This window comes from [Clostridium] citroniae WAL-17108 (genome assembly GCF_000233455.1).
Classification (GTDB): Bacteria; Bacillota; Clostridia; order Lachnospirales; family Lachnospiraceae; genus Enterocloster; species Enterocloster citroniae.
On sequence record NZ_JH376434.1, the window covers coordinates 38,211 to 54,074 of the forward strand.

A 15,864-nucleotide genomic window follows, 5' to 3' on the forward strand; every position below is an offset into this window, starting at 1 on the left:
CTATGAAAGATAAAGGAAGGACGCGGGGGACATTTAAGGTCTACCTGCAGTGGCCGCTCTTCTTGTCGGTCCTTATGGTCATATTGACTGCCGCTGTTGGAGCGGTGTCCATAAAGGCCGGCATTATTGTATCGGTATTTACCATTGTCTATATAGGGATTGCCCTTTGGCTGTATTTTTCACGGAGAAAAGGCATACTTGCAGGGCTGATCGCATTTTCATCTGCCTATGACCAGAGCAGGCAGAACCTGATGGAAGAGATGCTCATGCCTTATGCAGTGGCAGACGGAAGCGGGCATTTGCTCTGGATGAACCGGGAGTTTGCGGCAATCCTGGCAGAGGAAAAAATTTCATATAAGAATATAACAGCCATGTTCCCTGATATTACGAAGGAAATGCTGGCAACCGGCGGTGAACTGGTAAGCGTGCACAGCTTTCTGGGGGACAGGAAGTTCCGCATTGATCTAAAGCAGGTCATGGTGGACCGGCTGGAGGCAGCGGTGGCTGACAACGGGCTGGAGGGACAGGGGTCGTTTGTGACAGCCATCTACCTGGTGGATGAGACACAGACTCTTTTGTACATGCAGCAGATCAATGATCAGAAGCTGGTGGCCGGACTGATCTATCTGGATAATTATGATGAGGCGCTGGAAAGCGTGGAGGAGGTTAGGCGTTCTCTGCTGACAGCTCTCATTGACCGGAAGATCAGCAAGTATATATCCGGTATGAACGGCATTGTAAAAAAGCTTGAGAAGGACAAATATTTCTTTGTCATCAAGCAGCAGTACATGGCCAGGATCCAGGAGGAGCGTTTCTCCATCCTGGAGGATGTAAAGACAGTGAACATAGGCAATGATATGGCGGTGACCTTAAGTATCGGTATCGGTATGAACGGGGACAGCTACAGCCAGAACTATGATTACGCCAGGACCTCTATTGATATGGCCCTTGGACGGGGAGGCGACCAGGCCGTTGTGAAGGATTCAGGTAAGATCCAGTACTACGGCGGCAAAGCGCAGCAGATGGAAAAGACCACCCGTGTCAAGGCAAGGGTGAAAGCCCATGCCCTCAGGGAACTGATGGAGAACAAGGACCGGCTTTTGATCATGGGACACCGGCTGGCTGACATTGATTCCTTTGGAGCAGCTGTGGGTATATACCGCATTGCCGTGTCCATGAATAAGAAGGCCAACATTGTGGTCAACGAGGTGACATCCTCGGTGCGCCCCATGATGGACCGGTTTATAGGCAACGCGGAATATCCGGAGGATATGTTCCTCACAGGGCCAAAGGCATCAGAGGTGGCGGACCAGGGAACCATGCTGGTCATCGTGGATGTGAACCGCCCCAGTATTACGGACGAACCGGCATTGCTGCGGGAGGTCAGGACCGTTGTGGTACTTGACCATCACAGAACCAGCAGTGAGATTATTGACAATGCGGTGCTTTCCTATGTGGAGCCATATGCTTCATCCACCTGTGAGATGGTGGCGGAAGTTCTGCAGTATATAGCGGACGGCATCAAGGTGAAGCCGGCAGAGGCGGATGCCATGTATGCAGGCATTGTGATCGACACCCAGAATTTTACCAACCAGACAGGTGTGAGGACCTTTGAGGCGGCCGCATTCCTACGGCGCAGCGGCGCGGATATCACAAGGGTGCGCAAGCTGTTCAGGGAGAACATGAGGGATTATCAGGCCAAGGCCGATGCTGTGCGCAAGGCGGAAGTATATATGGACGCCTTTGCCATCAGCGAGTGCTCGGCAGATGGGCTGGACAGCCCCACCATCATCGGCGCCCAGGCCGCCAACGAGCTGTTGGAGATCCGGGGCATTAAGGCTTCGGTGGTGCTGACCGATTATAACGGTACTATTTATTTCAGCGCCCGCTCCATTGACGAGGTCAATGTGCAGGTGATGATGGAGAAGCTGGGGGGCGGCGGACACCGCACCATAGCAGGCGCCCAGATGGAGGGCGTATCAGTGGAAGATGCTAAGATCCGTTTAAAGGAAGTCATCCGCCAGATGCTGGAGGAAGGCGAAGTTTCCTGAGAATGAATTATAAATTGGAAAGGAAGTAAGAGACATGGATATTGTATTACTGGAAGATGTAAAAGCATTAGGAAAAAAAGGACAGATCGTAAAGGTAAATGACGGCTATGCCAGGAATTTCATCCTGCCCAAGAAGCTTGGCCTGGAAGCTACCTCTAAGAACTTAAATGACTTAAAGCTTCAGAAAGCCAATGATGCCAGGATCGCCGCAGAGCAGCTGGCAGCAGCAAAGGAGCTGGGAGCAAAGCTGGATGAGTCCACCGTGACCTTGTCCATTAAGGCGGGCGAGGGCGGAAGGGCGTTTGGCTCCGTGTCCAACAAGGAGATCAGCAAGGCCATTTCCGACCAGCTGAACCTGGATATTGACAAGAAAAAGATCGTTTTAAACGACCCCATCAAATCCATCGGAAGCTTTGAGGTTCCCATTAAGCTTCACAAGGAGGTAACGGCCAGACTTGCGGTAAAGGTAGTGGAAGCTTAACGGTAAGCTGCCGCTGATAATGAAACATGACATGACCCGCCCCGAAAGGAGCGGGTCTCATAGACTGGTATGGGATCTGCATACCGGTTTGAATACAGGAGACGATTAAAATGGAAGAAGCTCTGATCAAGCGGGTGCTTCCCCACAGCCTGGAAGCGGAACAGTCCGTCATCGGATCCATGCTGATGGACAGGGAGGCAGTCATCGCTGCATCGGAAATTGTAACTGGAAGTGATTTTTACCAGCAGCAATATGGTATCATGTTTGATACCATGGTGGAGCTGTTCAATGAGGGCAAGCCCGTGGACCTGGTTACCCTTCAGGACCGGTTAAAGGAAAAGGATGTGCCTCCGGAGGTGTGCAGCCTGGACTTTGTCCGTGACATTGTGACCATGGTGCCCACATCAGCCAATGTGAAGTCCTACGCCACCATTGTAAGTGAGAAGGCAGTCCTTCGCAGGCTGATCAAGACAACGGAGGAGATCGCCAATACCTGCTATGCGGGAAAGGAACCCTTGGAGAATATCCTGGCGGACACGGAGAAATCCGTTTTTAACCTGCTTCAGAACAGGGGAGGCCAGGAGTTTGTTCCCATCAAGCAGGTGGCCATTAATGTCCTTGAAAAGATTGAGGACGCCTATAAGAATCAGGGTACGGTAACGGGTATTCCCTGCGGTTTTATTGACCTGGACTACAAGCTGTCCGGTTTCCAGCCCTCTGACTTTATCCTGATCGCGGCCCGCCCTTCCATGGGTAAGACTGCCTTTGTGCTTAACGTGGTAGATTATGTGGCGGTGCGCAAAAGCCTGCCCTGTATGGTATTCAGTTTGGAAATGTCCAAGGAGCAGCTGGTCAACCGTATGCTTTCCATGGAGTCCAATGTGGACTCCCAGAAGCTGCGTACAGGCTCCCTGACGGATTCGGACTGGGACGCGGTGGTGGAGGGCATCGGCGTTATTGGTAATTCCAAGCTGATCATTGACGACACGCCCGGTATCTCCATCTCGGAGCTGCGCTCCAAATGCAGGAAGATGAAGCTGGAATACGGCTTGAGTATTGTTATCATTGACTACCTGCAGCTGATGAGCGGTAGCAAAAAAGGCGGGGGAGACAACAGGCAGCAGGAGATTTCCGATATATCGCGTTCCCTTAAGGCTCTGGCCAGGGAGCTTCATGCTCCGGTGATTGCCCTGTCCCAGCTGTCCCGTGCCTGTGAGACAAGGCAGGACCACCGCCCCATGCTTTCCGACCTTCGAGAGTCCGGAGCTATTGAGCAGGATGCGGACGTGGTTATGTTCCTTTACCGTGATGATTACTATAATAAGGATACGGAACATCCCAATGAGGCTGAGGTGATCATAGCCAAACAGCGAAACGGCCCCATTGGTACGGTGACATTGATCTGGAAGCCCGAGTACACAAAGTTTGTCAATGCGGCAAGACCTCAGGGCGGAGGACCCCAGGAGTAATAAAAATTTTCCGGGAATGTCATAATATCCATTCTCAACGCATACACTAATAGTAAGGCAGGACATGCCTGTTAAGATGTGAAGGAGAGAGTGGCTATGGATGAAGTACATTATCTGATATCGGATGCGTCCAAAAAGGTCGATGTGGAGGCCCATGTATTAAGGTACTGGGAAGAGGAGCTGGAACTTGATATTCCCCGTAACGAGATGGGGCACCGGTACTATACGGATTTACATATCCGCCTGTTTAAGCAGGTCAAGAACCTGAAAGAAAAAGGGTTTCAGCTCAAGGCGATCAAGCACGCGCTGAACCAGGTACTTAAGAAAGACGGAAAAGCTCAGACAGAGCTGTCCGATGAAATTTTAGAGCGTGATATGAACGCGGCCCTGAATGAATTCAAGGAAGAGGATGGGAACACATCATTAAGCACTATGAAGAGTGACGGTGTATCCGTGGTAGCCATGGAAGAGAAGATGGAACAGTTCCAGCAGATTATGAACCTGATAATCGGACGAGCCCTTGAAGTCAACAATGAAAAGCTGAGCCAGGACATCAGCTGCCTGGTCAACGAAAAGATGGGAAAGGAATTGGAATTCCTGCTCCAGGCATCAGATGAGAAGGAAGAGGAGCGTTTCCGCCAGCTGGATGAAACCCTGAGGGCTTACCAGAAGGGCGGACAAGCTGAGGCGGCGGCTGCCAAAGTCCCATTTTTCAAACGCCGCAAATTCGGCCGCAGCGGAAAGAAGCTGAGGGATGGAAAGTAGTCCGGATCTCATGCCGGAAGAGAAGGAAGGAATTATAAAATGATACAGGACAGGACATACGCTGCCGCGGCAGTGAGGGTTCTGTCCTGTATGGTTTATAATTCCTTCCTTTTTTGGTAGTTCCATCCCCTTTCAATTTTCTTACAACCACAAAAATGATATCGCTATTCCGTAAGAAATGTGTTAGAATAAATGTGATTTTAGCGTTTTAACCAAGGAAGAAAGTAATTCTTAAGCACGCTCCAGGAAGGATACGCACTTCACATGAATTTGAGGAATAGATATAGAAAATACATTACATATACGGGCACGGCCGGAATCCTGGCTTTGTCCATGACACTAAACGGCTGTACAAAAGGCGCGTCAGGTTCCGCGGAGGGCAATGCCACGCCGGCGGAGGCCACTGAGATCCAGGCTGTGCCTGAGACTATTGCACAGCTGGGGCTTCAGGGACAGGTCCTGCCCGGACTTAACGACATTGACCTGCCGGATGCGGAGCCGGCTCCGGAGTACCTGCGGATCGGTGTGCGTCATGAGATCGTAAAAAAGCTGCAGCAGCGCCTGATGGACCTGGGCTTTATGGATAACGATGAGCCAACGGATTATTTTGGTGAGATGACCCAAATGGCAGTGAAGCATTTCCAGAGGCAGAATGAACTGCCCATGGACGGCATTGTGGGAAATGTTACCTGGGATGCGATCATGTCCCCGGATGCCAAGTACTACGCGGTGTCCAAGGGAGCCCAGGGTGATGATATTGAGCGGATTCAGCAGCGTCTCTACGAGCTGGGATATCTGGCGACCGCGGATCTGGTGACCGGGAATTTCGGAGATTCCACGGAAGCGGCAGTCCTGAAACTCCAGGAGGTCAATGGTCTGGAGCAGGACGGCAAGGTTGGACAAAAGACCATCAACCTGATATACAGCGATGAGATCAGGCCCAACTTCCTGGCTTACGGGGAGAAGAGCGATGTGGTGCTGGCATGCCAGCAGCGCCTTAAGGAACTGGGATACCTCACCACCACGCCCGATGGCGCCTATGGTGAGGACACGGTTGTGGCGGTTAAGCAGTTCCAGGCCAGGAATGACCAGATCGTTGACGGTTATCTGGGGCCGTCCACAAGGATCGCCCTGAACAGTCCGGATGCAAGGGCCAACGGCCTGATGCTGGGCGAGCGGGGGGACGCTGTGACCAAGGTGCAGCAGCTGCTGAACAAACACGGATACCTTGTTTCAGGCAATATAACCGGATATTACGGCGAGGCCACGGAGCGGGCGGTGGAGAACTTCCAGTCCCGCAACGGACTTACGGCTGACGGCCTGGTGGGCGTTCAGACAATGGCTAAGCTGACCAGTGATAATGTAAGACGGCCGGCAGCCAATACAGGCGGTTCAGGAAGCCAGGGCGGCTCAGGCAGCCAGGGCGGTTCAGGCGGTCAGGGCGGTTCAGGCAGCCAGGGCGGCAGCACAAGCAAGCCGTCAGGCAATACTCCGCCGGCAGTGAGCAAGCCCGTTGGGCAGGGCGCAGGAGCATTGATCTCAGTTGCCTCCTCCAAGCTTGGAAGTCCATATGTGTGGGGGGCAAAGGGTCCCAATGCATTTGACTGTTCCGGCTTTGTATACTGGTGTCTGAACCAGGTGGGAGTTAACCAGAGTTACCTCACTTCCTCCGGTTGGAGAAATGCGGGAAGATATACAAAGATCACGAATTTTAATGATATACAGGCAGGTGATATTGTGGTTGTAAACGGCCATGTGGGAATTGCGGCAGGAGGCGGAACCGTGATCGATGCGTCCTCCAGTAACGGGCGTGTGGTACACAGAAGCCTGAGCCAGTGGTGGGCAAACAATTTCATCTGTGCTTGGAGGATTTTCTAGTACTGTTCATAACAAGGAGGGCTAAGGATGCAGACAATACTGGTATGTGATGATGATAAGCAGATCGTGGAGGCCATAGACATATATCTGACAGGAGAAGGATTTCAGGTGATCAAGGCTTATGACGGATATGAAGCACTGGAATACCTGGAAAAGGGGGAAGTGGATCTGCTGATTGTGGATGTAATGATGCCCGGCCTGGACGGGATCCGCACCACGCTTAAGGTGCGGGAGACCAGCAGTATACCCATCATTATACTTTCCGCTAAATCAGAGGATGCGGATAAGATCCTGGGACTGAATATCGGGGCGGACGACTACATAACCAAACCCTTTAATCCACTGGAGCTGGTGGCCAGGGTCAAGTCCCAGCTGCGCCGTTACACCCAGCTGGGCAATATGAACCAGCAGGCAGAAGGCCAGATCTTTAAGTGCGGCGGGCTTCAGATCAATGATGACAACAAAGAAGTGACAGTGGACGGGGAACCCATCAAGCTGACGCCCATTGAGTACAATATCCTTCTGCTTCTGGTGAAGAACGCGGGCAAGGTATTTTCCATTGATGAGATCTATGAGCAGATATGGAACGAGGAGGCCATTGGAGCGGACAACACAGTGGCGGTGCATATCCGCCATATCCGTGAAAAGATTGAGATCAATCCAAGGGAGCCGAAGTATCTGAAGGTGGTATGGGGTGTAGGATATAAGATTGAAAAGCAGTAGGTGGCTTTATGACAGAAGATAGACTGAAATTCAGGCGTAAGAAACAGATCCTGACCCTGGTCCACATATTCTTTGTGATGATCGCTGTGTTTGGGATCAGCGCCATGTATCTGAACTCCAATTACGGTAAAGGGATTAAGTGGATTTATGAGGAGGCTTATGAGGACTCCCCTAATTTCACCACCCAGCTTGCATCGGATGTGGAGCGTATCTTTACTTACGTAGGATACAAGGATATGTTTGAGACTGACGGTGAGCTGGATATGAACAAGGTCATTGTCAACTATACCAATGGTCCCGGTGAGACAGCTGAGATGACCCTGGATGAAATCGTCAGGTACATCAAAAAGCGGGGCTATTATCTGGATGAGAATTTTGAGTTAAAGGGATCCCCTATCTCCATGGATGACGAGGATGATGAAGAGATCACCGTGGATTTCCAGAGCACCAATCCCAACTTCGTGGATGCGGACGCAAGCGGGGAACGGATGACCAAAGAGGACCTGGCTCTGGATATCCTGGACCATCTGGGTGAATACTACACCATTTATAATAACTACATAGAGAATGAGACAAATTTGAGGTTCCGCATTGTGTATAGGGATGACAGCGGGAAGGAGAGCGTGTACACCAACGTGGAGAACATGTCCCTGGAGGACCTGAAAGGCGCGGGAAAATATCTCTATATCCCGGGAAACAGCATTAAGATGGAGACAAACATGCCCACCATCCCGGAAAATGCAGCCACCCTGCTGGAGATATGGAACCCCAATGGAAATGATAATTATTACATGGTCATTTCCGTGGATACCACTTACCCGTGCACGGATGCGTATTCCATGGCTGCATGGGAATACAGCGGCGGAAGACAGAACTTTATCCTGGGGATCGGCGGGATCATTGCCGGAGTGCTGGGCTGTATTGCCACACTGGCAGCCCTGATCCTGATGTCAGGCCATCTCACGCCGGAAAGCGATGAGATAAGGCTGTTCCCCATTGATGAGATCTATACCGAACTGTGCGTGGCCGTCTGGGCCGCCCTTACCGCCTTGTTCCTGCTGGGAGGAAGATATGTGGGCATACGCCTGTTCAGCCTGTTTGTGGCTGAAGGACAGTGGCCCTACTGGAATAAGGTGATCAAGGCCGTGATCATTTACGGCTGTCTGGTCCTGTTTTTCTTTAACATGCTGCGCCGGTATAAGGCCAGGACCCTGTGGAGCAACAGCCTTTTAAAGAAGGTTATTGACACGTTCAGGGAATATGTGCGCCATATCACATTTGCCGCTGGAATGGGACTTTGTTATTTCCTGTTTTTAGGCGCCAATGCAGTTATGCTGTGGGGGATCCTGTTCCTTTTCGGCTATGAAGGGGAACGGTTCGGCTTCCATGTGCTGCTCTATGGGTTGGCGGTGGTCCTTTTGGCAATGGATGGATATATATTCCACCAGATGTTTAAAAAGGCAGTGCAGAGGGATATATTGGATGCGGCGATCAGCAGCATTTCCCAGGGCAACACGCGGTATCAGATCGAGATGGGCAGTCTCACAGGCAAGGAAAGGGATATGGGCGAGCATCTCAACAACATCAGCAGCGGACTTGACTCAGCCCTTCAGCAGCAGGTAAAAAGCGAGCGCCTGAAGGCCGACCTTATCACCAATGTATCACACGATATCAAGACACCGCTTACATCCATTATCAACTATGTGGATCTGCTTAAGAGGGAGAAGATACAGGATCCCAAGATCGCGGCATATCTGGAAGTTCTGGACCAGAAATCCCAGCGCCTTAAGACGCTGACAGAGGATCTGGTGGAGGCATCCAAGGCCAGCTCGGGCAATATGAAGCTGGATATATCCGATATCGACCTGGTGGAGCTGGTCCAGCAGACCAACGGGGAATTTGAGGAGCGTTTTGTGATGCGCCGCCTGGAGCTGGTGTGCAATGTGCCTGATGAGGTGCTTATCATACAGGCGGACGGGCGCAGGCTGTGGCGTGTATTGGAAAACCTTTACACCAATGCGGTAAAGTATGCCATGGAGCACAGCCGCGTGTACGTGGATGTGTCAGAGGAAGACGGAAAAGCCGTGTTTACCATTAAGAATGTGTCTGAGAATCCGCTGAACATCAGGCCGGATGAACTGACAGAGCGCTTTGTCAGGGGAGATGTGGCCAGGACAACGGAAGGCAGCGGCCTGGGCCTCTCCATTGCAAAGAGCCTGACTGAACTGCAGAATGGCCAGTTCCAGGTTATCATTGACGGGGATCTGTTCAAGGCAATGGTGTCCTTCCCCATCATGCACGCAGAGCATAAGACGGAGAGGATCGGTGTTGATCCTACTTCCGTTGAAGCAGCCGCAGCTGAGGAGACAGAGCAGGAAGAGGTCAGGCACGACAATGTGGTAGCGGATGTGGAGCTGATAGAAGTAGGAGATTCTTCCAATCATTTACAAAATGAGGGAGAAAGCTGATAAATATTTCACGAAGAAAATGACACAAACCACAAAAATGTAAAAAATATACAAATATAATTAGTTAATATTACAGCGAAAAAAGCCCCCGGAAATTCCTTCCCGGGGGCCTTTTTGAACCCTAAATAATGTGTAAGCAGATTTTATTGGTATTCAAATACATTAATCCAACTCTCTAACAGTTCCTTTTCCTCAGGACGTTTGTAAACCAGCTGGGCGGCGGCCACGATGGGCAGCCATCCCTGTACATAACGTTTCTCTGTGCCTGTTTTTTCACAGAACAGATCCATGTACATCTCGGCTTTCTTTTTGTCCTTTAAGGAGAGAAGGAGGTAGGTTCTGGCAACATCGGCACTTGCATTGCCCTGGGAAGCATGTACCCAGTCGATCACGTACCATTTGCCGTCATCGCCCACAATGATATTGGTTGGGTTAAAGTCGCCGTGGCACAGCTTGGTGTGCTTTGGCATTCCGTCCAGTCTGGTCATCAGTTCGTAGCGCAGGTTATCATCCAGCTGCTCCTCTGATTTCAAGGCGCGGATGGTCTTTTCCTTTAACTTATTAAGGAGTGGGCATGCCTGAGCATGGATCAGCAGGTGCAGATCCACCATCTTATCCATGTACTCCTCAAGCTTATCCGGATTCTCATCCATCAGCTGCTGAAGGGTCTTGCCTTCAACAAACTCCTTGATAATGGACCATTTGCCATCCACAACAGATACCCCCAGAACCTTCGGGATGTTCAGGGCTTCGATGGACTCCACACGCGCGTTGCACAGTGCTTCATTCAATACCTCAGCCTTTGGAAAGCCCTCACAGAATTCCTTGATGGCAGTGTTTCCGTCACGGTAAACGGATTTTGTTTCGCTACTGGAAATTAATTGTTTTGCCATAATTACACTCTCCTTCCACACATTATAAACGGTGCTGCGACATAATACCCATCGCACTGCCTTTATTCTACTACAACAAGGTCAAAAAGTACATACCCAATTTGATAAATTTTTAACGTACTTTTTGGCCTTATATGACAATATTTCCTTATGATTTCCTAAAAACGGAAAATAGCTGTTCCGTATGGGGGAAGAGGATAGGAAAATGAATATGGCTGCCCATCACACTCGCCTTTGGAGGACTGGAAGCCGGGGGCTTCCGATGCCTTATAGGCGCCGTGGATGTTGTCCAGCAGCAGGGTGTATTTGCCTCGTTTGGGAACGCCCACCCTGTAATCCGGCCGTTCCACCGGTGTGAAGCTGATGATAAACAACAGGTTCTTTTTGCCTGTCTCATCCCTGCGCAGGAAGCTGAAGATACTGCGGTCCCCGTCATTGGCATTGATCCACTGGAACCCGTTCCAATCATTGTCCAAACGGTAGAGGGCGGGATATTTCTTGTATAAATGCAGCAGGTCCTTAACGTAATCCTGCAGCTCTTTGTGATCACCCTGGTCAGCCAGATACCAGTCCAGGGACACCTTCTCATCCCACTCATGAACCTGGGCAAAGTCCTGGCCCATGAACAGCAGCTTCTTGCCGGGATGTCCCATCATAAAGGTATATCCGGCCTTTAAGTTGGAGAATTTGTCCTGGTCCAGACCGGGCATCTTGTTGATCATGGAGCATTTTAAATGCACCACCTCGTCATGGGATAGTACCAGGATATAATTTTCACTGGTAAAATAGGTGAGTCCAAAGGTCATGCGGTGGTGGTTATATTTGCGGAAATAGGGGTCCAGCTTCATGTATTCCAGGAAGTCATGCATCCATCCCATGTTCCACTTAAAGGTAAAACCAAGCCCGTCCTCCTCCGGATGGGTGGTGACCTTGGGCCATGCCGTGGATTCCTCAGCGATCACCAGGGCTCCGTGGTTGCGTCCCTGCACCACGGTGTTCAGGTGTTTAAAAAATTCAATGGCTTCCAGGTTCTGGTTGCCGCCGTACTTGTTGGGAACCCACTGGCCCTCCTGGCGGCCATAATCCAGATACAGCATGGAGGCCACCGCATCCACCCGCAGGCCGTCCACATGGTATTGTTCCACCCAATAGAGCGCATTGCTGATCAGGAAATCCTTTACCTCATTCTTTCCGTAATCAAACACCTTAGTGCCCCAGTCCGGGTGTTCCCCCTTGCGCGGGTCCGCATATTCAAAGAGGGGCTCACCGTCAAAATCAGCCAGTCCATGGGCATCCTTTGGAAAGTGGGCAGGCACCCAGTCCAGGATAACCCCGATCCCGCTGCGGTGCAGGTAATTTATAAAATACATAAAGTCCTTGGGCATTCCGTACCGGGATGTGGGGGCGTAATATCCGGTGACCTGGTAGCCCCAGGAACCGTCAAAGGGGTGTTCCGCGATCCCCATCAGCTCCACATGGGTATAGCCCATCTCCTTGACATAAGCGGCCAGCTCATGGGCAGCTTCCGTATATGTATAGCAGCCATCCTTTTCCTCACGGTTCTTCCTGCGCCAGGAACCCAGATGGACCTCATAGATGCTTATGGGCATCTTCTGCACATCCTGGGCAGCGCGTTTTTCGATCCAGTCCTTGTCTGTCCAGTGAAAACCCTGTATATCCGTGGTGACGGAGGCGGTTCCGGGGCGGTATTCCGCGCTGAAGGCAAAGGGATCGGCCTTATAAAGGATCTTGCCGGATTCCGTGGTGATGGCAAACTTGTAGAGTTCTCCCATCTGCATTCCCGGATTAAAATATTCCCAGATGCCGGAGTCCGGTATCTTTGTCATGGGATTGGCTTCGGGGTTCCATCCGTTAAAATCGCCAACCAGATGAACCTCCCTGGCATGGGGCGCCCACACCGCAAAGTAGATGCCCTCTTTCCCTTTATAGGTCTTGGGATGGGCGCCCAGCTTCTGGTAGATATCATAGTGGGTGCCGGCTCCGAACAGATAGCAGTCCAGGTCTGAGATAAATCCGGTGATCTGGGTTTTCTTCTTCTTTGCGGCGGATGCTGCCGGAGCAGACGGATTCTTGGTACCCGGATTGCGTTTATTAACTGCCATATCACTTATCCCCCTTTATTTTCAGGACAGCCCCCCGGTTGCCCTTTAATTTAACATGAACCTTTCCTCCTGTGATGGGCAGGATGGTATCTTCCTCCAGAAGGCTGACGGCCTCCGATGCCTGGATGGGTACGGGTATATCAAGCTCCGCTTCGTTGTCATCATTGTTGGCTGCCGTGATGATAACAGAACCTTCCCCGTGGCGGGCAAATGCGTACTGCCGGTTGGTCAGCAGCAGTTCCTGGTAACGTCCGCCGTGAAACTCCTGGTTCCCATCATGGATGCGGCCCATGGCTGACAGGAAATCCGTGAGCTCACAGTGCAGTTCATCCGCCTGGTCCATGGAAAACGCAGGGCGCAGGGCCTCGTCACTGGTATTGCTCCTTTTGCCTTCCACGCCCCATTCTCCGCCATAATAGATGGAAGGGATGCCCGGAAGGGTAAAGAGGCAGAGATAGATGGGAAACAGATGCTCCTTTAAGACCAGCTTGCTGGCGATCCTGTCCTCATCATGGTTGTCGACAAAGGTATAAAGCTGCCTTCCGATGGCTTCCAGGCGCCGTACATTGTGTGCGATCTCAAAAAAATTATGGTCATTAAAGCCGGAATAAAGGCTTTTGTGAAGTTCATAATTGGTAACGGAGTGAAGCATCTCCTGGTTGACCCAGCGGCTGTAATCCCCGTGGATCACTTCACCCATGAGCCAGAAGTCATCTTTCATGCCGGATGTAACACTGCGCATCTCCTTCATAAAATTAAAATCCAGGACATTGGCACAGTCCAGCCGGATCCCGTCTATATCAAATTCATCCACCCAGAACCGGATCACATCAAAAAGATAAGACCTGACTTCCGGGTTTGGCAGGTTCAGGCACGGAAGCTCAAAATGTCCCTGCCAGGCCTCGTATCCAAAGGAATCGCCGCAGGGGCTCTGCCAGTCAAAGCTGACCCCCCTGTACCAGTCCCTGTAAGGAGAATCCCACTTTTTCTCCTGGATATCCTTAAAAGCAAAGAATTCCCGGCCCGTGTGGTTGAACACTCCGTCCACCACCACTTTGATGCCGGAATCATGGCACTGCTTCACAAAATCCTTAAATGCCTGGTTATCCCCCAGACGGCGGTCAACCAGCTTGTAATCCCTGGTATCGTATCCATGGCTGGTGGACTCAAAAAGCGGCCCTATGTAGATGGCATTGCATCCAAGTGACTTAATGTGGGGAATCCACTGAAACAGTTCTTTAAAACGGCCTGCTGCCTTGGCCGGGTCATTGTGTTTAGGGGCTCCCGTCATCCCCAGGGGATACATATGATAGAATACTCCCCGCTCATACCAGGTGCTCATGTTGTTTTCCTCGCAATCTTTTAGTTTAGTTGTTCTATGGTGCGTGCCAGGAGTATTAATCCTCCTGGCTTTTGAATTTACGCAGTAAAAATTGGTACCGCAGCTGGGCGGCATTCAGTTCGTAAATGTAGCAGTCGATCAGTGTGGGGTCCACGGCCTGCTCAAAATGGTTTCTGGCAGCGTCAATGGCACACTGGGTACGCTCGATCTCGAACCGCAGACGGATCAGTTCCGGCCGGAGCTTTGCCGGCTTTCTGGATGGAACAGCGCCGGCCTTGGCCGCGGCTGTTTCCCTGACTGCTTTTAAAATATCAAACATATTGTTCATCTCCCAGATATTGATAGAAATAGTATATCTGGAAAATGACATCTTATGCATGTGCAGGAATTTAATACATGAATTCCTCCAGCCGGTAACCAAGCTCCATAAGCTTCCGGTTGGACTCCCTCAGGGTGAGGTAATAATAATTGGCTGTCCCTTCCTGGCGCACACCCACAAGTCCCGCATCCTTTAAAATCTTCAAGTGATGGGAGATAGCCGGGCGGGACAGGCTGGTCCGCTGGGTGATCTCATTTACGTTCAGGGCATGATCTTCAAAGATAACAGGGCCGGTGGGACGTTCCGGGCCCATGGCCTCCTCTGTCAGTACTTCCACAATGGACAGACGCATCTCATCCCCCAGGGCGATGAATAAAGGCATGCATAGGTGGAAACGTTCCTGAAGTTCCCGGGCAGTTGTCATCTGCCATTCCTCCTTTGGTTTAAAAATTTGAACCAACTTTATTTTACCATTTATACAGGGGAAGGTCAAGGTGATCAGCTGTGAAATACTCAAATTTTACCCTTGACATTTTCATTAATATCACTCATAATGGAACAACATTCAAGACATTCTTTTTTATAACAATCTAGGTGATCAAGTGTAAGTGATCTGTCCGGATCGGACAGGAATTTCCAAAGGAACAGGAACAAACAAATTTACAAATGGAAAGGGGGAAGTATGGGATTTTGTCTGACTGCATACTGCTGGCCGTGCTTGCTTGCTGCGCATTTTGGGATGTAAGGGAACATCGGATACCCAATCAGGCAGCAGGGTGGGGCGCGGTTCTGGGTCTGGGATGCACCTGCTTTTTTTCGGGAACGGAGCACTTATTACCGGGAACAGGACACTTATTACCGGGAACAGGACACTTGATACCGGAAACAGGGCACTTGGGACTGGGAACAGGGCATTTGGGTCTTGGTCTGGACGGTGCGCTGATCCTGTGGACCGGGGCTGGTTTTTTAGGCAGGATGGTCCTTGTGTGGGGACTGGGATTTCCCTTTTTTGCACTGCGTATGACCGGGGCAGGGGATATTAAGGTAATGGGACTCATTGCCGCTTATATGGGAATGAGGGATGGAACAAGGGCCATTGCGGCCGGGTTATGTCTGGGAGCTGTTCTGGCTCTTGGCAAGATGCTGTTTCATGGCAGCGTTTTTCAAAGGTTTCTGTATTTATCAGCCTATATCAGGCGGATGCTCCAAAGTAAGAACATTGAACCATATTATTGTCCCCAAAGGGACGGGAATGCCTGCGTGATTCCGCTGGGAGCCTGTCTGTTTGCAGGCACTTTACTTACGGTCTTGTGGAAAGGATGACTGAGTGTCAGAACCGGCCTCCTCCGGAA

At 50.9% G+C, this 15,864-nt stretch carries 13 protein-coding genes; 8 read left to right on the top strand and 5 right to left on the bottom strand.

From position 1 onward, the window contains the following. The first annotated feature begins 2 nt into the window (after positions 1–2). The 7 genes from HMPREF9469_RS29290 to HMPREF9469_RS29320 all read left to right on the top strand — a co-directional run bounded on the left by HMPREF9469_RS29290 (position 3) and on the right by HMPREF9469_RS29320 (position 9,835). Positions 3–2,051: a DHH family phosphoesterase gene (locus HMPREF9469_RS29290; protein WP_007871157.1), complete on the top strand. Its 2,049-nt coding sequence runs from the start codon at positions 3–5 to the stop codon at positions 2,049–2,051. A 34-nt stretch (positions 2,052–2,085) separates the two neighbouring features. Beyond that, positions 2,086–2,532 (top strand): 50S ribosomal protein L9, encoded by a 447-nt coding sequence (gene rplI, locus HMPREF9469_RS29295; RefSeq protein WP_007871160.1) that lies wholly within the window; start codon positions 2,086–2,088, stop codon positions 2,530–2,532. A gap of 110 nt (positions 2,533–2,642) precedes the next feature. Next, a complete protein-coding gene (dnaB, locus tag HMPREF9469_RS29300) occupies positions 2,643–4,001 on the top strand; it encodes a replicative DNA helicase (RefSeq protein WP_007871163.1) in 1,359 nt (452 codons plus the stop codon). 96 nt (positions 4,002–4,097) lie between these two features. Then, positions 4,098–4,766 carry a MerR family transcriptional regulator gene (locus tag HMPREF9469_RS29305; RefSeq protein WP_007871165.1) on the top strand — a complete coding sequence of 223 codons (669 nt, stop codon included), beginning with the start codon at positions 4,098–4,100 and terminating at the stop codon, positions 4,764–4,766. Between the two features lie 270 nt (positions 4,767–5,036). Beyond that, positions 5,037–6,644, top strand: coding sequence for a C40 family peptidase (locus HMPREF9469_RS29310; protein WP_082082468.1), 1,608 nt, complete (start codon positions 5,037–5,039; stop codon positions 6,642–6,644). A 27-nt stretch (positions 6,645–6,671) separates the two neighbouring features. Beyond that, a complete protein-coding gene (locus HMPREF9469_RS29315; protein WP_007871169.1) occupies positions 6,672–7,367 on the top strand; it encodes a response regulator transcription factor in 696 nt (231 codons plus the stop codon). 8 nt (positions 7,368–7,375) lie between these two features. Continuing rightward, the gene (locus HMPREF9469_RS29320) at positions 7,376–9,835 is read left to right on the top strand and encodes a sensor histidine kinase (protein WP_007871172.1); all 2,460 of its coding nucleotides are present in this window, start codon (positions 7,376–7,378) and stop codon (positions 9,833–9,835) included. 143 nt (positions 9,836–9,978) lie between these two features. Here the strand turns inward: HMPREF9469_RS29320 and HMPREF9469_RS29325 are convergent, their stop codons facing one another. From HMPREF9469_RS29325 to HMPREF9469_RS29345, 5 genes are all read right to left on the bottom strand, one after another. Continuing rightward, positions 9,979–10,728: a phosphotransferase family protein gene (locus tag HMPREF9469_RS29325; RefSeq protein ID WP_007871187.1), complete on the bottom strand. Its 750-nt coding sequence runs from the start codon at positions 10,726–10,728 to the stop codon at positions 9,979–9,981. A 158-nt stretch (positions 10,729–10,886) separates the two neighbouring features. Continuing rightward, complete coding sequence (gene glgB / locus HMPREF9469_RS29330; protein ID WP_007871189.1) at positions 10,887–12,851, bottom strand: 1,4-alpha-glucan branching protein GlgB; 1,965 nt, start codon at positions 12,849–12,851, stop codon at positions 10,887–10,889. 1 nt (position 12,852) lies between these two features. Then, positions 12,853–14,193 carry an alpha-amylase family glycosyl hydrolase gene (locus HMPREF9469_RS29335; protein WP_007871192.1) on the bottom strand — a complete coding sequence of 447 codons (1,341 nt, stop codon included), beginning with the start codon at positions 14,191–14,193 and terminating at the stop codon, positions 12,853–12,855. A 55-nt stretch (positions 14,194–14,248) separates the two neighbouring features. Next, on the bottom strand, positions 14,249–14,512 hold the full coding sequence (locus HMPREF9469_RS29340) for a YaaL family protein (RefSeq protein WP_007871201.1): 264 nt from the start codon (positions 14,510–14,512) through the stop codon (positions 14,249–14,251). Between the two features lie 70 nt (positions 14,513–14,582). After that, positions 14,583–14,936, bottom strand: a complete 354-nt coding sequence (locus HMPREF9469_RS29345) for an ArsR/SmtB family transcription factor (RefSeq protein WP_007871208.1) — start codon at positions 14,934–14,936, stop codon at positions 14,583–14,585. 266 nt (positions 14,937–15,202) lie between these two features. Here HMPREF9469_RS29345 and HMPREF9469_RS29350 point away from each other — a divergent pair, with 266 nt between their 5' ends. Then, the gene (locus HMPREF9469_RS29350; protein WP_007871211.1) at positions 15,203–15,835 is read left to right on the top strand and encodes an A24 family peptidase; all 633 of its coding nucleotides are present in this window, start codon (positions 15,203–15,205) and stop codon (positions 15,833–15,835) included. Positions 15,836–15,864 lie beyond the last annotated feature (29 nt).